The organism is Maribacter flavus (assembly GCF_008386635.1).
Taxonomy (GTDB): Bacteria; Bacteroidota; Bacteroidia; order Flavobacteriales; family Flavobacteriaceae; genus Maribacter; species Maribacter flavus.
In genome coordinates this window covers 1,243,265-1,261,850 of sequence record NZ_VUOE01000002.1, presented here as the reverse complement: position 1 = coordinate 1,261,850, position 18,586 = coordinate 1,243,265, and the positions used below count along the sequence as shown (strand labels likewise).

General features: G+C 36.7%; 18 protein-coding genes. 6 read left to right on the top strand and 12 right to left on the bottom strand.

The window, feature by feature from the left end; translation table 11 throughout:
* Positions 1-28 precede the first annotated feature (28 nt).
* From F0361_RS15915 to F0361_RS15895, 6 genes are all read right to left on the bottom strand, one after another.
* On the bottom strand, positions 29-484 hold the full coding sequence (locus F0361_RS15915; protein WP_154920106.1) for a DUF6730 family protein: 456 nt from the start codon (positions 482-484) through the stop codon (positions 29-31).
* Positions 485-496: 12 nt separating this feature from the next.
* On the bottom strand, positions 497-667 hold the full coding sequence (locus F0361_RS18750; RefSeq protein ID WP_161598252.1) for a hypothetical protein: 171 nt from the start codon (positions 665-667) through the stop codon (positions 497-499).
* A gap of 28 nt (positions 668-695) precedes the next feature.
* Positions 696-1,046 carry an amino acid permease gene (locus F0361_RS15910; RefSeq protein ID WP_154920104.1) on the bottom strand — a complete coding sequence of 117 codons (351 nt, stop codon included), beginning with the start codon at positions 1,044-1,046 and terminating at the stop codon, positions 696-698.
* A gap of 153 nt (positions 1,047-1,199) precedes the next feature.
* Positions 1,200-1,490, bottom strand: coding sequence for an amino acid permease (locus F0361_RS15905; protein WP_154920102.1), 291 nt, complete (start codon positions 1,488-1,490; stop codon positions 1,200-1,202).
* Between the two features lie 102 nt (positions 1,491-1,592).
* A complete protein-coding gene (gene nhaD / locus F0361_RS15900) occupies positions 1,593-2,858 on the bottom strand; it encodes a sodium:proton antiporter NhaD (RefSeq protein WP_154920100.1) in 1,266 nt (421 codons plus the stop codon).
* Between the two features lie 21 nt (positions 2,859-2,879).
* The gene (locus F0361_RS15895; protein ID WP_154920098.1) at positions 2,880-3,389 is read right to left on the bottom strand and encodes a hypothetical protein; all 510 of its coding nucleotides are present in this window, start codon (positions 3,387-3,389) and stop codon (positions 2,880-2,882) included.
* A 541-nt stretch (positions 3,390-3,930) separates the two neighbouring features.
* Between F0361_RS15895 and F0361_RS15890 the strand changes: the two genes are divergently transcribed.
* Positions 3,931-4,884, top strand: a complete 954-nt coding sequence (locus F0361_RS15890; RefSeq protein WP_154920096.1) for a hypothetical protein — start codon at positions 3,931-3,933, stop codon at positions 4,882-4,884.
* A gap of 116 nt (positions 4,885-5,000) precedes the next feature.
* Here the strand turns inward: F0361_RS15890 and F0361_RS15885 are convergent, their stop codons facing one another.
* Positions 5,001-5,513: a GNAT family N-acetyltransferase gene (locus F0361_RS15885; protein ID WP_161598251.1), complete on the bottom strand. Its 513-nt coding sequence runs from the start codon at positions 5,511-5,513 to the stop codon at positions 5,001-5,003.
* Positions 5,498-6,829: a phosphoribosylamine--glycine ligase gene (locus F0361_RS15880; protein ID WP_246160916.1), complete on the bottom strand. Its 1,332-nt coding sequence runs from the start codon at positions 6,827-6,829 to the stop codon at positions 5,498-5,500. The genes F0361_RS15885 and F0361_RS15880 overlap by 16 nt, the downstream gene beginning before the upstream one ends.
* Before the next feature lie 915 nt (positions 6,830-7,744).
* On the opposite strand from F0361_RS15880, the gene F0361_RS15875 reads away from it, so the two are divergent.
* The 5 genes from F0361_RS15875 to F0361_RS15855 all read left to right on the top strand — a co-directional run bounded on the left by F0361_RS15875 (position 7,745) and on the right by F0361_RS15855 (position 10,675).
* A complete protein-coding gene (locus F0361_RS15875; protein ID WP_154920092.1) occupies positions 7,745-8,035 on the top strand; it encodes a hypothetical protein in 291 nt (96 codons plus the stop codon).
* A 150-nt stretch (positions 8,036-8,185) separates the two neighbouring features.
* A complete protein-coding gene (locus F0361_RS15870; protein ID WP_154920090.1) occupies positions 8,186-9,022 on the top strand; it encodes an RMD1 family protein in 837 nt (278 codons plus the stop codon).
* A gap of 9 nt (positions 9,023-9,031) precedes the next feature.
* A complete protein-coding gene (locus tag F0361_RS15865) occupies positions 9,032-9,454 on the top strand; it encodes a hypothetical protein (RefSeq protein ID WP_154920088.1) in 423 nt (140 codons plus the stop codon).
* A 49-nt stretch (positions 9,455-9,503) separates the two neighbouring features.
* Positions 9,504-9,905, top strand: a complete 402-nt coding sequence (locus F0361_RS15860) for a hypothetical protein (protein WP_154920086.1) — start codon at positions 9,504-9,506, stop codon at positions 9,903-9,905.
* A gap of 110 nt (positions 9,906-10,015) precedes the next feature.
* Positions 10,016-10,675 (top strand): beta/alpha barrel domain-containing protein, encoded by a 660-nt coding sequence (locus tag F0361_RS15855; RefSeq protein WP_154920084.1) that lies wholly within the window; start codon positions 10,016-10,018, stop codon positions 10,673-10,675.
* Positions 10,676-12,583: 1,908 nt separating this feature from the next.
* On the opposite strand, the gene F0361_RS15850 is transcribed toward F0361_RS15855, so the two are convergent.
* From F0361_RS15850 to F0361_RS15835, 4 genes are all read right to left on the bottom strand, one after another.
* On the bottom strand, positions 12,584-12,943 hold the full coding sequence (locus tag F0361_RS15850) for a helix-turn-helix domain-containing protein (protein WP_154920082.1): 360 nt from the start codon (positions 12,941-12,943) through the stop codon (positions 12,584-12,586).
* 5 nt (positions 12,944-12,948) lie between these two features.
* Positions 12,949-13,245 carry a type II toxin-antitoxin system HigB family toxin gene (locus tag F0361_RS15845; RefSeq protein ID WP_154920080.1) on the bottom strand — a complete coding sequence of 99 codons (297 nt, stop codon included), beginning with the start codon at positions 13,243-13,245 and terminating at the stop codon, positions 12,949-12,951.
* A 138-nt stretch (positions 13,246-13,383) separates the two neighbouring features.
* Positions 13,384-17,334 (bottom strand): NACHT domain-containing protein, encoded by a 3,951-nt coding sequence (locus tag F0361_RS15840; RefSeq protein WP_154920078.1) that lies wholly within the window; start codon positions 17,332-17,334, stop codon positions 13,384-13,386.
* A complete protein-coding gene (locus tag F0361_RS15835) occupies positions 17,324-18,388 on the bottom strand; it encodes an SIR2 family protein (RefSeq protein ID WP_154920076.1) in 1,065 nt (354 codons plus the stop codon). Before F0361_RS15835 ends, F0361_RS15840 begins: the two co-directional genes overlap by 11 nt.
* Positions 18,389-18,586: the final 198 nt, after the last annotated feature.

Here is an 18,586-nt window from a genome sequence, read left to right as displayed (position 1 = left end):
AGCTTTCTATTCGGATTTTCACGATAATCTACTTTTTGCTTTTATGAATGCGCCATTCGTCGTAAAGTTTAGTTGCACCAGGTGTTTCTTTTAAAAACTGTTCTAAATGCATTATTCCATTTCTTTCACCCTGCAAAAAAGCCTCATTTTTTTCATTCTCCATATCTGATTTTAACATGTAGGCATAGAACCCGGTTGATAATGAAATTCCATAGAATACCATGAAGGTGACAACCGTCCATTTCGGATAGATTTTGGCCTGTTTTAGGTTACGTTTCAAACGGTCCAGGTAGTGTTCACTTCTTTCCTTTTCACGTTTGCTCAATTCTTCCAACTGTAAGATTAAACCTTTAATAGGTGCCACATCGAATTTAACCCGAAGAGATTCAGCCCTTTCCATTTGGTCGCTTAATTGTTGTACGTTCTTATCAAAGTCGGTCAGCTCGTTTACCAATAGTTGTGTGATGGTTTCAAGTTTGTTCATATCACTTTAAATTTAAATGCCCATTCCAATGTCGATGGATTTTCTGATTGCCTTTTTAACAAAGGATGCTAAGAGCTTTTCGGGAACCGGCACCACTTTGTCCAATATTTTGATGGTGTTCTTTGTCGAAACGATTTTCTGTGGGGTGTTGTATTGTGTCAATTCCCTACCAATTCCGGCCATGGACATATTCCGGTTGATTTCACTGCCCTTAAAGCTTTGCCCTTGAAATTCGAACCGAAAGCCTTGGAGCTGCACCTGTCATAATGCCCTGCCAGCCATTGGGTGCAAAATCTTTCCAATGCTCAGAGGGATTAAAATGGGGAAGGCCGAACCAGAGAAAGAGCCCGATCAACACCAATTTGACAATGACCAAGGTTGCATTGACCTTGGCCGATTCTTTGATACCAATGTAAAGTAGTAGAGTAACAGCAATTGTGACTACCAAAGCGGGTAGATTAAGGATTGATGTAACCTGGGGCATGGTGTTTACAATTTCCCCAAATTTCGAAATAAGATCTGGAGTCATCTCTGTCCATGCAACAGATGGCAGTTGTATCATATTCGTGCCTGTAGGGGCAATAATCCAACCAGGAAGGTAAAGGCCAAAACCATCCAATAAATTCTTAAAGTAGCCTGACCAACCAATGGCAACGGCTACATTGCCAACGGATTATTCCAATACCAAATCCCAACCGATGATCCAGGCAATCAGTTAGCCGAATGAGTTGTAGGCATAGGTATAGGCACTACCTGATACCGGAATCATCGAAGCAAATTCTGCATAACAAAGTGCCGCGAATAGACAGGCCAGGCCGGTGATCACAAATGAAATGGTAAGCGCGGGGCCAGCGCCCATGGCATGTTCGGTACCTGCAGCGGCCTCCCCGGTAAGTACAATAATTCCCGTGCCGATAATGGCACCGATACCGAGCAAGGTCAGGTCAAAAACTGCCAAAGACCTTTTTAGGTATGATTGCTTCGATTCTGCCTGGAGCTGCGCCAAAGTTTTTTTCTGAGAAGTTGTTTCAACGTATTTTTTTGTTTTTAACGATTCCCAAGGTGACCAAAAGTGCCCCTGGGGTCACCTTATGTAAATCTTTCTTAGTCATTGGATGAGATATACCAAAATGCCGGCCACATATCCCATCAGGGCTAAGAGCGAAAACCGTTTAACGTACCATAGAAAGTCTATGTTCAAAAGGCCCATTGCAGCCACCCCTGCTGCCGAACCAATAATCAACGTACTTCCGCCCGTACCGGCGCAATAGGCGAGAAAAGTCCAAAAAGCGTGGTCGGGAGGATACACATCAAATAAATACATGCCCATGGCGCCCGCAACCAGGGGAACGTTGTCAATAACAGCTGATAAAAGGCCAAGAAATGCATTGGAGACATAAAAATTACCAAAGTTTTGCTCCATCGATTTTCCAAAACTTTCCAAAACCCCAAGGGATTCAAGCGATGAAACCGCTAATAAGATTCCCAGAAAGAACAACACACTAGGCGTGTCTATTCGCCTTAGTGTTTCAGCAACCGAATATTGGCGTTGGGTCTCTTTATCCTTTTTTCGATGTAAAACCTCGGTGACCAACCATAATATCGATAGGGCAAACAACATTCCCATAAATGGTGGCAAGTGGGTATAGCTTTTAAAAACAGGAACAAACAAAAGTAACAGCACCCCCAGTATCAATATAAATTTACCATCCTTTGAATTGATAGAATTAATCTGGCGGTTATCAGCCTCCAGAGTTCCATGAAAGACCTTGGAACCTGAAAAGCCCGTGAATATCAAAGGCAGAAGTAGTGATGCCAAGCTTGGTAGAAATACTGTCTTTAAGATTTCAAAGGAACTGACATAATTGGCATTCCATAGCATAATAGTGGTGACATCCCCGATGGGGGACCAGGCACCACCTGCATTCGCTGCAATAATTACAAAGCCAGCGAAAAACCACCGATCATCCGTCTTGGAGAATAGCTTTTTCAATAATGCAACCATTACTATGGTGGTAGTCATGTTATCGAGTACTGCGGAAAGAAAGAAAGTCACAAAGGCCAAAATCCATAGAAGATAAATCCTGCTTTTAGTACGAATGAAGTTTTGAACGATTTCAAACCCATGGTGCACATCGATCAGTTCTACAATGGTCATGGCACCCAAAAGAAAAAATAGGATTTCCGCTATTTGTTCAAAGTGATGCGCTAAATCACTGAAGACCGTAGAACTTTCTACATTTAGAGCCAAAATGACCCATAAAACTACGCCGATGAACAAGGCAGTGGCCGCTTTATTAACATGAATTTTATGCTCCAAGGCAATAAGAAGATACCCAACTATAAAGATGATGATAACCAAAGGTATTGTCATATTAAGAGATAATGAAAAGTTTTAGGCTGCGGATTTTAAGGGCCTTTGTGGTGTGCAATTTCTCAGGATCAGTTTCTTCCACTTTTCTGCCCTAGCGATCTCATGGTCTTCCATGTAGTTGCCATAACAATCATAGAAGTTAAGAAATATTACATTTTCTTTTCTCTTTGATATTTCAAGTCTTAGGTCAACTTTTAGAAGGGTGGAATCTATCTTTCCATTTCTTCGTACTTTCCTATCTTCAACCAAAACATTGCAATCCACTATTTTGGAAATTAGTATTTCCTGTTTATCCAAAACATTTGAGGAATAGCGCATATACACCAAAATTGAATGGGTGTTGTCCCAACCAATCAAATTGTTTCGCCATTGTTCAAGGTCATCGAAAGAGTATCCAAAAAGATCAATCTCTTGTTTGAATACTTTGTTTATTATTTTCTGTTGTTGCTTGCCCAAATAGGCGGCATAGAAGAACGGCATAAAAATCGAGGCCGTTACGATTGCGGACACAAGGCCCATTGAAAAGTCCATAGTTTTTGTTTTGAATTATATAAATGTTAAAAATCCTTTTGTATAAGCTTCTTGTGTAGTACAAGGATTGCTACGTCAAGGAAAACTATGGAAGGGATAAAGTAGTTGTCTTTCGTAAAAGACACTTATTGCCTTTACCGTTTTTAACGGCTTTTTTACTTTTTCAGAAAAGAATGAAAAAACAATTGAGGTATTTACGGAGTATTTGAACTCGATCTTTGGCTTGTGGCTTGCTTGACTTGGTAAACTTACTAAATGGGAATCATGCAATTGGTACGTAAAATGCTGCGACCTCTCATGCGCGTATTCATATTTTGGCTTAAAATCCTTTGTATTTTTAGAAAAATGAAGAGTGGGGCATTGTTGGTTAAATGTCCACAGAACGTGCACAAACAAAAGGAGTTTAATGAAACCCACCTGACCCGAAATTTGAGTTAAAGGTAGATTATCTTTCGTTAAGGAATTGTTAATTGTTTTTAGAATATAGGGTAGAAAAAATTTGACATTCCAGTGTTTATTTACTTTGTATCAAATTTGAACTATGGATGCTATTGTTGGTTATTTGGGCTTTCTCATTGCCGCCTATGCCGTAATTGGCAATGATATCATTCAGACGTTGGGTACCTTCCTGTCTTCAAACCATAAGCGACCTTGGTATGTTCTGTGGGGATTTGCCGGTATAATTTTGCTGATTACCCTGGTTGTGGGCTATGTACAATATAACGGGGACGTTTCCTTTGGTAGATTGGACCAGATTCCCCTTCCGGAACAATTGCATTGGTGGTATCTGATTGCACCGTTGTCTTTATTGATTATTACCCGATACGGCATTCCTGTTAGTACCACCTTCATGATTTTAAGTGTCTTTTCCTCAACGCAGGTGATCGAAAAGATGCTCTTGAAATCGCTCATGGGATATGTTCTGGCCTTTGTTCTAGCATTCCTTCTATATATCGTTCTTGCAAGGACCCTTGAATCCAAGGCTTCGTTACGTCTCATGGATATCAAAAAACGAAAAAGGTTTTGGTTGGCGGCGCAATGGATTTCCACAGCATTTCTTTGGACACAATGGCTCATCCAGGATTTTGCCAATATTTTTGTCTTCTTGCCCAGAAGACTTGACCTGAACGAACTATTGATTTCCTTACTGGTGATTTTGGGCTTGATGGCCTATACATTTAGAAATAGAGGGGGAAGAATCCAAGAGGTGGTAAGCAAGAAAATGAACACACAAAATATACGATCCGCTACAATTATCGACCTGTGCTACGGCCTTCTTCTAATGGGCTTTGGGAACTTTACGAATGTTCCCATGAGCACTACCTGGGCCTTCGTAGGTATTTTGGCCGGTAGGGAATTGGCCCTCAACTATTCTTTGAAGAAAAAGGAAATGAAATCTGCCTATAGGGTCATTGGAAAGGATTTTGCCAAGGTGAACATAGGTTTGATAGTTAGTATCCTGATGGCCTATTTTTTGAAATACCTGGGAACGTGACCTACCGTTTTGCCAAACTGATTTTCAGTGATAAGTTGGGCAAGATTGGACCATGGTTTTTCCAGAAGTTGATTTTTTCTTCATGCCAATAATCTTACTAAGAAATAAAGAACTTATTAACAAGTGGCTTTTTCAACCCCCATATGCTTCAATGGTTCCAATATCAATAGCTCTTCGATAATAGGTCCCCGTTTTAGGGTGCTGGTCCATTTGAATCCGTTTTTTTCATAAAACCCAACTAAGCCAGGTTCTTCAACAGTAAGCCAGAATCCTTTTTCACCATACAGGGCTCTAATACATTCCAGCCAAGTGCTACCTATATCCTGTCCCCTATATTCTGGTACTACAAATAGAAATCCAATATATAAATAACCGTTTTCTGGGTAATGTTCCACTTCCCTCTCAAAAATTTTCATTTCAGGGGGCAGCCCTTTAAATACCATTCCTCCTGACACAATTTGGTCATCCACTGTTATGGCGAATAGCTCTATACAGTCCTTAGCATTATCCATGTAAATGAAGAAATCCCAGTGCCATTCTTCTGGCATTGCCGCCAAGAATTGATCCAATGGACCTTGCCACTTTAGAAATTGCCTATTGTTTTGGCATAAATCTATAATAGACCCCATGACCATAATTTATCTGAATCTTCCAACCATCGGTCCCCAATATCGGTACGGTAGTATCCATTGTTGACAATGACATTCTTCATTCTGTTATACATATTTCGCTGGGCGTCACGCATGGTAATCCCGGTACCGGTCACCAAGACCGCAATTCCGGTATTCCCCGTAATGAGCCATTGTTCGTTCACCATTTTTACATGCATAGGATGCACGCCTTCTTTCTGATCCTTTTTAAACACTATTACAGCATCTTTTGAAAAAAGCTCAAAGGTCTTTTTATCATCATATGGAAATGGGGGTACCACAATATATGCACCCACCTGGAACCCTTTTTTTACTTGGATTTGGTTTTTGGTCCCTTCTGCAACACCCATTAACAGCGCGCTTATAGGTTCAGAAAGACCTGCCCGCTGAATAAAAACTTGGGGGAATCCAAACCTAGAAGTGAACTCCAGAGGATAAATCCCATTTCCGTTGACGATACAGTTTACATCGATATGTCCCCTAAAATTCTTCTGGGCCAAAGTACTTTCAAATGGTTTCAATGTCTTTTGGAACAATGGGGAGTCCAATGTCCAGAACATACTGGTGCCCATTTCCCCAGTGGAAACCCCCAGTTCTTTAGGAAACAGTTTTTTGTGCTCAAAAGTTATATTCACAGGTTGTAAAAACTTACTTCCGTTAAAGTAAGCCCCAATAGAAACCTCAACGCCCTTAACCTTATTTTGTAACTGAAAAGTGCCAAAACGATCACCCCACGATTTCTCGTAGGCAAAGAGCATTCGGATTACGTCCAAGCCACGGTCATCATTGCCAACAAACAATAACTGCTTAAGTTCTTGGGTAATGCCCGAGGGTTTGAGTACGTATGCATTCGGGTGGGTCTGGATATAGGCTATGGCATCAGAAAAAGAGTAAAAATCTTTAGACGCTAAAGTCTTTATTTTGTGCCTTTTAAGCTCTACTTGACCAAAATTACGGTCCAATTCAAGACTATCTGTATAAGAGGAACCCCCAAAGACCAATTTTCCCTCGGTCCTTAATTTCTCGCATTCTTCACCATATCCTGTATAGTCGAATACAATGTAATCCGCCCAAGCTATATGCTTCCTCCAATCTGCAGATTTTTGGACAAAACCATAGCCGATTTCACGACATGACCTTTCCTCAATGAACAGCTTTACATGATGGCCCTCATTTTTTACAGCAAGGGCCACATCCAAGATTTCACCCCAGCGTGAGACAAACAATATTTTTTTCTGGGAAAGTGGCAATCCGTTTTTGGAAAGTGCCAGTTGGTCCTTCTTTTTATTTTTCACGAATTTTCATATAAAACCAAAATGGGAAGATACACTAAATGAGCTAAGGTTAATTGAGAATCGAAAGTTTAGAATTGGAATTCTCAATCCTCATAAACCCTATTTTTCATATTAATGGCCTTTAATTGTAGAATAGGCTCTTAAATCAAAATTCAAAGGAAGCGAAAAAAAGGATACATCAAATTTTTTTTTTAGCAAAATTCAGTTGGTGTCATTTGTTTTGGCTCCTTAACTAATTAGTTTCAGGAAGAAACCCAAGACCATTATATGAAAAAAACAACTGGTTAAATTTAATTGGTAGTATGCGTTAATTTTGTATGACTTAAGCTTGTCTCTGTCCTCATGGCATTCAAGATTCAAAAAAGAAAATTACGTAATAAATATTCTGATAATCAATAATTTGAATTTCTCCTAAATTTAACATAAAAGAATTCTTTGCGTTCGAATTTGCATTACCTTTAGTTTGGAATTTGAGTGGTCAGAAGTATACAAAAAAGACCGTTCTCCCGATGAAACCTGTTTTTTGGATTCGGGCTTTGGGATACAAGGAGATCTATTTCAAAAGCGTTCTTAGGATAAAGAAACCGAATCTTAACGATGATCTTCAAAAGTGCATATCAAATACCAAGGGAAAAGCAATCTCTTGGAATCCATTGATTTTTTATCAATTGCCACCATGATGAGGTGCTGTTTTAAGGTACATGCCCATTGCCTTTATGGAGTAAGAGCCCTATTCAGAGTACATTGCAGATTGTGATTCTTTTGGAAACATAAACGCAACAAAAAGCCTGGTGTAAAAGAACTTTCTTGGATATCACATGCGGACTAATAACCAAATTACCGCTATAAACGACTGATCTTGAGGTGATTTAAATTTCGGCGGAATTCATTTAAAATCCTACTAAATGTTTGGACATGAAAAAGTCAATTTTTTTGTTCACTGCACTTGTCGCTTCTATATATGTGTCAAAAGTATTAGAGGTCTCTGATTTATCATCAACTAAAGAGCGGGAGGGAATGACGGCCATTTTGATACCAAGAAAAGAAGATCAATACCCTAAGTTTTCAGAAATGAAAACCGAAATAGAGAAAACTATCCATATCCAAAATGGACAGTATGGAAATAGTAAAAGTCTCCAAATGAGAAATGGTCCTAATACCATACTTCAATGTGAAGACGATGACAAGACCATTGCCACTAAGTGATTTTGAGAATAGACACCATTTTTATAAATAACCTTATAACCACCAAATAGCCCTCATAAACATCTAAAGGCAAAGAATTAATGAGGTAATGATTCCTCCCCTGTACATTATTATCGAAGTCACCCAACATCAATTTAAAACTTACTTATTATGAAAACAACATTGGATTTGATAGCCACAGGAGTAAGAAAACTGCCAGTATCATCTAGGTATTTTGCCTATGCCCATCAGATTGCCGAGGCAGTTTCAATACCTTGTTGTAGATCAACCTTCAAGGGCAAGCTACTATATTCGGACCATGATGAACTTTTTTTTGAACGGTATAAGGGTGAGTTTGTGCATATATTTAAGTATGGTGTGGTATGTACTTATAACGCCGATGCTGAGGAAAGGGCAAAAGTGATCAAGGAAGTTCTCTCATGCTGTAAGAATCCTTTAAATAGCCATCTAATAGAAAAAATAGAGGTCTGTATGGATAAAAAGGAGAATAAAGTGACCTTTGATAAGGTGAACCTCACCTTGTTCAGTATTGATTCAATTCGTTTGATCATGCTGTACGTATCCCAATCCGTTGCACTGAACCGATATGCGAGAATAACCTCCGAAATTCTTGCCGATACCGAAAAACATACTGCCAATTTGGAAATAAATGGTCGATTGAGTATTAGTGGGGCAAAGCTCAAAAAATATATCGGCCGCGTACTGAACGTTAAGAATAAGATTTCGGAGAACCTCTATATATTTGATTCACCGGAGGCCACATGGGAGGATGAAATCCTAAACAGACTGGACCATGACCTTAAAATCACCTTTGATCTTAAAAACAGGTACAGAAATATCCACCATCAAATAGATATCATTAAGGACAATCTGGAACTCTTTAAGGACATGACCTTTCATCGCGAGAATAGCCGGCTGGAATGGGTAATCATAATATTGATTCTCGTTGACGTACTTGACCTTCTGCTTACCAAATTCACCGATTAAATAAGAAATATGGAAATTGTTAGTTTTTTTGATTCAAAGGAATACAAAAACAAGGTAGGCCATTTGGCCGCCATTGTTAAAATGATAACCGACAATGGCTCGGTCAATCCTGAGGAAGGAAAAATAATCAAAAGATTTTCGGAGAAGCTGGGTATAAGACCGGAGGATTATATTCTTATCCTGGCCAATCCTAAAAAATTTGTCCCTCTCACTCCAAAAAATGAAGAAGAAAAGCTGGAACGGATATATAAGCTGTTCAGTTTGGTCTATAAATACCACTATATGAATGCCCATGAGCAGAAGTTGATGATAGGATATGCTACATGGCTAGGTTATTCAAATGAAATTGCAAAGAAGATTGTTGACAATTCTACTAGGCTTTTTATGGGTAGATTACATTTTAGGGAGTATATAAAGTTGGTTAAGAAATAAAAGGGTATTCCCATTGAGGGGAAATCTCGGATTAATAACAAAAAATAATATGAATCTGCAAGATGAAACTTTTGATGAAATCCTTTCGGATTTTAAGTACGATTTAAGACGTTGGAAAACCCGTGTTAAACATATGGAAAATGAAATTGTTTTCTTGGAAAGGTTGTTGGCTTCGGAGGCATTTGGAAAGGTGTTGACCCATACGATGAGAGAAAAAAGGGAACTGTTTAAGAAAATGATCAGGATTAAAGCGGACTTCCTTGCAGATTTCAAGGCAGAATTGGATAGTTACCAGGTCACCCTAACGAAACTGGCCTCAACGGAGCATCTCCTAAAAAATAAGGTTCATGTGGAGCGGCATGAGACTTTAAACATCCGTTTTGAAAAATTCTGCAAAGATTTTGATGATTTTAGAGCAAAGGTTTTAATCCAAACAGGAAGTGTCCTATAATTTGGAGATAGATTGTCAATCTAAGTTTTTCTAGTGGTTTGCCAATATTTGATGGTGCTTCCATGGAAAGTCCTTAGAGGCTCATTTTACGTATATCTGATAAAATTAGAATGGAAACACCAACCTTTGGAAGCAGGCTCAGGAACAATATTGTAATCGTTCCAGAAGCAATTAATAAATGCAGCGGAATCCGTGTTTTTGGTCAATTATTAAAATCCTTTTTGTTTTCAACAGATGTAGCCATTATTCGCAATACTAACGCCAATGCCGTTATAGCCGTTTACCCCTTTACGCCGCAGCCCATGATATCACAATCGCTCATCCTTGCAGCGGACAAACCAATTTTTTGCGGAGTTGGTGGCGGACTCACCTCGGGCGATAGATCGATTGAATTGGCCATTCATGCCGAATTTCAGGGTGCATTAGGTGTCGTTTTGAACAAGCCTACTCCCAATGAACTTATAGGAAAGCTTAAAGAGAAAGTCGATATTCCCGTACTTATAACTATTGTATCTGAGAAAGATGACATCAGAGGGCGGATTGCTTCAGGGGTAGATATTCTCAATGTTTCTGGCGCAGAAAAGACCCCGGATATTGTAAAAAGGATAAGGGACATTGATGCTGACATAGCCATATTGGCTACCGGCGGCAAAATGGACGAGACCATTTCAAAATGCATAGAGGCCGGTGCGAACGCCATATCATATACTCCACCTAGCTCTGCTGATTTGTTCAAGGTAATTATGACCAGATACAGAAATGAGTATTGACCTTCTAAATGTGGCAATTGGATTTACGGAACCAGTGGTATAACTATTCTACGCAAATTCTTGTTGATACCTAACTTTTATTCATCTCCTTTTGCATACACTCTGAAAATAAAGTTCATCGGGTGATGGACCAAAGGGGGTAAGGAACTTTTTTTAAGTGGAATACATTTTCAAATCTCAAGAAATCGGATTTTGAGTACTTAAAGCCGGAATTAAATGATGTATCAATAATAAATTCAAAAAAGCATGGTGTGAAGTTTATTCCTGAGTTTTTGCATTAGCTTATTGAAATTTGGGTATTTATCCAAAGAGTTTGACCAATAAAATTTCTCAGCAGATAATGTATTATAATCAATTGCAATGAAAGAAATAGATATTCATTGAAATAATTGTCGACAGAAGGAAAACTGGGTATATACAAAACAAAGGACATGAGGTAATTCAAAAAGGTCAGAAAACCTAATAAAACAGCGTACTTCCAATTTGAAAAACATAGAAGATAGTGATTAAATGAGAGCAGTAAACGAATTTCATTGATACAACATTGGGCCATTATTGGCCATAAAAACAATAAAGGAATAGCAAACAACCTAGCTTCTTTTGAAAAAGCGGCCAACAATACAATAAGGGTATTCAAAAAACAACTTGGAATAAAGGCTTCAATGAACCATTTTTCCTTAATAGATGGATGATGATGCTTTGAAGAAGCAGATAAAAAATAGATGAATAGCCCTAAAGAAACCACAAATGAAATTATCGTCTCAACGGAACTTCGCATATCCTTAAAATTTTCCCTAAAGCAAGAAAACCTTACTTGAACTTCATCTTGAGTAGCTTCCCAGAGTCCATGATAATTTATAAATAACATAACGAACACAGCGTAGAAAAGTACTGGAAGACCAATGAGCAAATAATGAATCAGTTTCACTTTTTGAGTAGACCTTCCAAAACTGAAATTCCCAAACAAGGCTGAAATCGCAATCCCTAGAATTACGAAAATGGTATTTTCCCTTGAGATCATAGCAGCCGAAAACAAGAAAATGTAGCCTCCCCATTTATTTTTGTGAAAACTCGTTAATCCCGCAAAAATCAAACAATATTGTAAAGGTTCATCATAGCTAAAAATTGGGGGAAAAATGCAAATAGTACGGTAAAGGAAAGATAGTAAATTATTAGGTTCACAATTCCTTTTTGAAACCGTGAACCTATGACCTTGGATAGCCGAAATAGCAGAAGACCAATTAGGAAAAGTAGAAAAAAGTTGACCATAACAAATGCCTCGCCCAAAGATACTCCCATACTGGTCGAAGTACTTTTTACCAAATAGGACGTTAAAGGTCTTCGGGCAAAAGGGGCAAATTCGGTGTGATACTTAATTTGTGAAGTAATGAAACCATTTGAGATTATACTGTTTTTTTCATTTAACATACTATCAACATCACTCGACATATGAATCTTAAAAATGACAAATACGAATACTGCATTCAGAATAGAGGGCAACGACAGTCTTTTTATTTTTAAAATTGCCTCTTTCAACCCCTCAAAAGTTTGCAGTTATTCAAGTTGTGAAAGTATATTATTTTCTAACGCAATATTGCTCTTTTACTATATTGAATTTATACTTCATAGATAATTGGTTATTCCGTAAAAAGAGGACACTTAAAGGACAAAATTCTGGATTGAATACTCTTAAGAAGTACTGAAATAGGAAATAATGGAAAAATAAAAAATGATTAATAAGCTGAAAATAGAGGTGTTTAGTTTCTTTTGATGACCTTTGTTTTCTTAGTCTATTTCCCGATACAATATTTTACAATTCCCATAAACAGTGGAGTAGGGGCATTTGAGGTGGAAAATAGGTGAAAACCTTTGTTTTCTTTTAGTACTATTTTGTTTTCCATAAAGCCTTTATTGTAATATGATATCGCTGTCTATATTCAGTTTTTGGTGCAAAGCTTTGGCTACTTTTAAAGTAATTTCCCGCTTTCCATTCAAATAATCACTGATTCTGGAAGCACTGGTATTTAAAAGCGCAGCCAAATCCTTTCTTTTCAACCCCATCTCAAACATACGAAGTTCAATCATTTCCTGTAGGGTAGGTAATCCCATGGGGAAATGGATTTCTTCATATTGTTCGATAATATCACTGACTTCGATGAGTTCTTTAGACAAAGGAGAATCTTCAGGAGTTTTGTTATCAACCTCCTTTAGAAGTTCTTCCAATCTTATGTTAGCCTCTACATATTGTTTGTGAGAAATTGTGCTCATAGCTTTTACAATTTATCGATGTTCTTTAATCTGTTGTAATCCTTGTGGTTACCCACCCACCGTATGTACACCCTTTTAATTTTGAACAGTACGATGGCAACTATCCTGTAATGGTTTCCCTTAATGTTAAATACATATCTGTTGTTTCCAACATTATCAGCGGAATTGAAAGTGTTTTTTAAATCTGCAAAACTTTCCCATTCTGCTTTCTTGGTTCTTTTGTACCAATCTTGCAAGGCTACTTTGGCATTCGTTTCCTTTGAGAAATAATCCTTTAGCTTTTTAAATGAAATGATATGCACTGGAAAATGATATCGATTTAGGGTGTAAAGATAATATATAAATTACATATTTGGTAAAATAATTACAAAAAATGTACAATTTTTGACAAGAATTAGGAATGGAAAATAGTTTGAAATTTAACTAGACTAATCGAATTTTTATTTGAAGGCTTCATCTAACTTCCACAGATGTTCTAATGCTTGCGGCCACCCAGAATCCGCATAAAACCTGAGGATGGATACTAGGTCGCTAAGAGAATCTTCTTGGTTTAACAATGATTTGTGATCAACAAGAAGTACTTCGGTCAGACTGACAACCTCTCTAATAGCTGATGAGTCGAACGTATAACCTGAGTTGTATGATAATTTTGTAATCTCCGATGCCATGGATAAAATAGAGGATGCTTCTTCAGGATAAAACTTAATTACCCCATTTAAGGTTTGAATAAAATAGTGTGCTGTATGTGCCAGCACGGTACCATCTCCGATTTCGTTAGAACCTTTTAATATATCTAGTAAAATTGGTTTAATTCTAAGATAGAACCCTCTTTTGTTCGCCAGACTAGGATGGTGTTTGTTATTTTTCCTTAGGTTCTCATTTATCTCGAGCGAAAAATAAATTCGCTGAACAATTGAGTCTAAAACCCTAAGTCTTTTATTAATTGGCGAGTCCTCATTTATAGATTGAAATTCTAGACTCTTAAGCGCCTCAAGGTTTGACTTATTAATATCTAAGAATAATTGAATTAATTTTTTTCTCGTATTGATATTGGTATAATCGTTATCAACAAACTTGGGGTCAATAAAATCAAATAGTTTGAACACAAGTGTAGATACAAACTCAATATTTTCTATACTCTCATAGAGGATATTTTTTATGTCATCATTGTCTTGTCTATCAAAAAAATACAACAAAAGCCTTGCATATGATCTTGAAAAAGAATCGTTCGACGCATAATTTTCTATACGTGTATAGGCAATTTTTATTGCATCGACAACTTCATTCTCGTGATTCTCGATTAAATCCTTTCTAAAAATATTATCTATTAAAATAGATAAATTGAAAGAATCACTTTCGTTTTTCAGTCTTTCAAATATAAGACCCCAAAATGCTTTGGGTCGTTGAATCCAAACCTGACTAATATTTCTAATAATGTTAAATCTGACAATCGGATTAGAATCGGCAATAAGATCTTCAATTGCCTGAAAGATTTCATCATCATTGTTGAACTGAAGTAAACCGACTAAAGCACTTGAGGCTTCAATTCTTGGAGTTGGAGAATAACCAGACGAGGCAGAACTAGAATTATCAAAAGATTCGTCATACTTAGTTACATGAGTAATTCCATATAAAATTGAACTTTTTACAAATGAGTAATCTTCTGCTTGGATTTCCTTAATATCGCGAGTAATAATTGAAAAAAATTTGAAAACTTCTTTAAGAGCCGAGTATCTCAATTCTTCTTTGAAATCCTCTTTTGAAAGTTGATATAATTCTTTCCCTGTTGGTATTAATTTCTCAAATATCTTACGTTCCAGAGTATCATTGCTATGTTTTCGGTTGAAGGACTCGATCTCATTAAGTAGTCGATAAATCTTATTATTTCTTTTGTCTTCTAGATCTACCCCCTTATCTCTTAACCATTTATCTGTGGTATAAGGCTCAACCGTAACATTCGATTGATAATTTTGCTCATTTTTAATCGGAGTTCTTGAATTAATAAATTCTATAGACTTTTCTAGAACTAGAAGGTCATTTGGAATACAATTAAGTAGCCTGTTTGCAAGAATTTCTGGATTCGCCATTTCATCTACTTCTCCCTGATTTATTAAACTTAAAATAGTATTTTCAACTTGTTTGCGTTGATGGGGCTTTAGAAGAGGATAAATTTTTTCTAAGGAAATACCTATTTCATAATTAACATCACTACTCTTCAATATTACCTGGTTCAAAGAAATTTGAAATAAAAATTCTTTAAATACTTTTGGATACTTATTTCCAAGTTCAATAATCTTTTTCCATGTGAAGCTAACCAATGAATTCGAATAATATGTCTGAAACGCTTTTGCTAAATTTTCCTCATTTCCTTCATTTATTTGTTCTTCGAAATAGGCTATAATTTTTTCTATGAGTTGAGCAGGTTTATGGTAAGTTAAATTATCATGCCAAATAGAAGAGAAGTCTTTTAAAAATCCAGCGCCTCTATTTCCTAACATTATTTTTTCGGCCGCATAGGATTCATCAGAAAAATGCATCTTATTAATTATCACATATTGGTTGACTATTTTTAGTCCAACTTCAATTGCGGTCTCCGGGGCAACACTCAGGAATTTGGGATAAAACTCAACCAATCTATAATAGCACATTTCGAAATCTTGCTTTCTATTACTTGTCAAATTAAGAACAGCGGTGCCCATGTAAGTTATCGAAGTACTAGTCTCTGTATGTGCAAATATTTCTCTGTAGATTTTAGCTACAAATTGTGGGTCATGCTCTACGAAATACTTAATATCATCAGATAGGCTAGTGAAATACCAAATTTCGAAATCGGGTTCACTAAGGAATTTTAATATATGTTTCAGGAGCTTTTTAGATTCCTTTCTATTCGTGTGAAAGGTCCTTGAGACATATTCTATACCTCTAACACTTCCTAATCGGTCAAGAGAATTACGACTTTCGGGTCTTAATTCGCGTTCTTTAAGAATAAATGCTAAAAATTCACGAGCAATCATCCCGAGTTGATTCTCGTTGTCTTTGCTATTGAGAATCTCATTATCTAGAATTTTTTGAAATACATGTGAATAGTCCCATAAAAAATCTATTTGCAGTTTACCCTTAAGATGAAACAATAACTGAATATCACGATATGCTAGCGGCCTGTTATGAAGAAATCGAATCGATTGTAAGATTTGTTGTATGGAACTATTGTTTTCAATGACTGGCTTAAGGTCTTCAACGTCATTATATTCATTAGCAATTACTGCCATTGGAATTAATCTTTTAAATAGTGACATATACATATCAATATCATCATTTAGATAAGCATAGTTTTCCCAAAACCTCTTTCTATGATTATACCACAATCTTGTAAAATGAAATATGAAGCTTGGCCTTAGAAAGAATTGTCTTGATTTATCAAGAGCTACAAATTCTGAAAGCTCCTTAGGCTCTGAAGGTATCGTAAGCCTACCGACAAAATAATCGAACAGAATATTGTGGGAAAACATTACAAACCTCTTACCAACTCCGACTTCCGAGATTATGTCATTACTTCGTAATAGGCTAAAAATTTTATAATTAGCTATAAACCTATCTTTCAAGTAACTCATACTTTTATTTGCAACTAGACAATCTGCTAATTCCTTTAAAAAACTTTCAAGCTGGTATGAATTTCTTGAACTAAAAACAATTTTATCCCAAAATCTATCAAGTAATTCTGATTCTGATCTAATCATCCTCATATTATCTAAATCTTCTTCAAAATTATCTCTAAGAACAAGTTCAAGTAGCCTTAAAAAGAAAGGAATTCTTAAAATTAATTTTAGCTCATCATTTCCCGCTTTATAAAGCTTATTAATTGCCTCGGAATAGGAAAAAACGCTTTCTAACTCAGCCTCATTTAATTCATTAATTTCTAAATGTCTACATTTAATTTGTGAGGTGTTATCTTGTTTGCTAAATATTCTAAGTAATTGTGGCGATTTAGTTGCGTCATAAGTCCTGACACTAACTAGGATATTCCATTTTGTTAGGTTTGCAACTGCATTCCTAATTTGCATCAAGAATTTCTGCTGCAATTCTTCATCTCTAGCGGCATCAAAACCATCAAATATTAGAACGGCCTTGGCACTTTTTGATGGCATTGCAACTTTATTCAGTTCTTTTGTCCAACTTCCCTCAATTCCTAGCTCTAAAGTAATAGAAGCATTTGAGCCATCTAATTCATCCACCCTTAAAATATAATTCGGAATATCTCGCTCCCATAAAAAATCGGACAGTTGAGAAAGGGAATAGCTTTTACCCACACCAGGCTTTCCAATAATAAGGCCATCACCCTTTTGTGAGAAGTCGTACAAATCTTGGATTAAAGTGTGCCTGTTAATCTTCATCTTCTCTAATTTCTTTGTTCTTCCTAAGTGCTTTTTCTTTAAGTCGTGCCGTTAAAGATGTATCATCTTCATCGACCTTGACAGAAACAGATTTGGTTTCCCGTTTTTCAGGCAGTTCTCCAGCTATTAACTTTTCTACCTTTTCCGCTAGTTCATAGATATATTTCTTAAGACCTTCATAAGAACTATCATCGCCGAAAAAAACGGTTTGTATTCCGTAATTAGCTTGAATTCTTTCGGCGAACTTTAACTGTTTAATGGCTTCGTTCTCATCTTTAGAAGTAAAGCGTGAAACCATGAAATGAGCATCAGCGTGAAAATGCCCTAAATCATCACTTACTATTTGATGCATCATTTGAAAAAAAGGATCATTCATGCTAAATCCCAGATAAAGAATCCTGCGTGTTGCCATCAAAGCCCAAATTATGCGCTTGTGAAGTGGCCAGTTCTGACTCGATGGGTCAGTAGAACCATATTTTTCCAAATAATCATTTAGGCATAGTACCAATGATGGTTCTTCTCGGAACCGACCATGCAAATGAGCAATTTTTGTATTTCCAGAGTATCCAAAATTTAAGGCCCGAAAAAACTTATTGATTTCCCTATTAGTAGTGCCCTTATCAATATTTATGGAATTATTTGGCTCACCATTAATTTCAAACAGAGCTTTCTCAAGTGTAGTATCATAATTAGTTGTCAAAATACCTCTGAAAGGAAGCCTTAACAGTTTAATATGACATTCATCGCAACCCTTTTCATCAAAAAGCTTGTGCATGATTGCTCCGTACCGTGGATTCTCCAGAATCTCCTTTAATCTAACAGCATATTCCAAATCACCTTCTTCTTCACGACTTTTCCGAAAATGGAATTCTGAATCACTTGTATCTACTAAGATTTTGACTTCCTTTTCTAATTCCTGAATTAATTCAGTCCATAAAGGGTAGCCCACTATCTTACTTGAACCTGCACCAATGATTACGACGGCATCACCCGATGCGATCAATTGGCATAAATTCTTCTCATTTTCGATATTTTTTTCTGGCAATTCAATCATCAAAGGATGTCTCGATTCATTCACAATTTAAGAATATGAACCTCACTAAAAATAAGATTCTCTTAAAAGAAATAAACACCTTTTATTTGGTCTTCAAAAAAGGTTTTAATCAAGTTTGGTATTAGAAGTTAAAGGTTATAGCCAATAAAGAATAAGTGTTTAGAGCGCGTTTTTATGATTTGACTATTCCCCAAATCT

Coding starts and splice junctions, on each gene's coding strand:
- F0361_RS15895 (WP_154920098.1), bottom strand. CDS start 3,389: ATGGACTTTTCAATGGGCCTTGTGTCCGCAATCGTAACGGCCTCGATT.
- F0361_RS15850 (WP_154920082.1), bottom strand. CDS start 12,943: ATGAGCACAATTTCTCACAAACAATATGTAGAGGCTAACATAAGATTG.
- F0361_RS15870 (WP_154920090.1), top strand. CDS start 8,186: ATGAAAACAACATTGGATTTGATAGCCACAGGAGTAAGAAAACTGCCA.
- F0361_RS15875 (WP_154920092.1), top strand. CDS start 7,745: ATGAAAAAGTCAATTTTTTTGTTCACTGCACTTGTCGCTTCTATATAT.
- F0361_RS15840 (WP_154920078.1), bottom strand. CDS start 17,334: ATGAAGATTAACAGGCACACTTTAATCCAAGATTTGTACGACTTCTCA.
- F0361_RS15855 (WP_154920084.1), top strand. CDS start 10,016: ATGGAAACACCAACCTTTGGAAGCAGGCTCAGGAACAATATTGTAATC.
- F0361_RS15915 (WP_154920106.1), bottom strand. CDS start 484: ATGAACAAACTTGAAACCATCACACAACTATTGGTAAACGAGCTGACC.
- F0361_RS18750 (WP_161598252.1), bottom strand. CDS start 667: ATGGCCGGAATTGGTAGGGAATTGACACAATACAACACCCCACAGAAA.
- F0361_RS15890 (WP_154920096.1), top strand. CDS start 3,931: ATGGATGCTATTGTTGGTTATTTGGGCTTTCTCATTGCCGCCTATGCC.
- F0361_RS15910 (WP_154920104.1), bottom strand. CDS start 1,046: ATGATACAACTGCCATCTGTTGCATGGACAGAGATGACTCCAGATCTT.
- F0361_RS15865 (WP_154920088.1), top strand. CDS start 9,032: ATGGAAATTGTTAGTTTTTTTGATTCAAAGGAATACAAAAACAAGGTA.
- F0361_RS15860 (WP_154920086.1), top strand. CDS start 9,504: ATGAATCTGCAAGATGAAACTTTTGATGAAATCCTTTCGGATTTTAAG.
- F0361_RS15835 (WP_154920076.1), bottom strand. CDS start 18,388: ATGATTGAATTGCCAGAAAAAAATATCGAAAATGAGAAGAATTTATGC.
- F0361_RS15885 (WP_161598251.1), bottom strand. CDS start 5,513: ATGGGGTCTATTATAGATTTATGCCAAAACAATAGGCAATTTCTAAAG.
- nhaD (WP_154920100.1), bottom strand. CDS start 2,858: ATGACAATACCTTTGGTTATCATCATCTTTATAGTTGGGTATCTTCTT.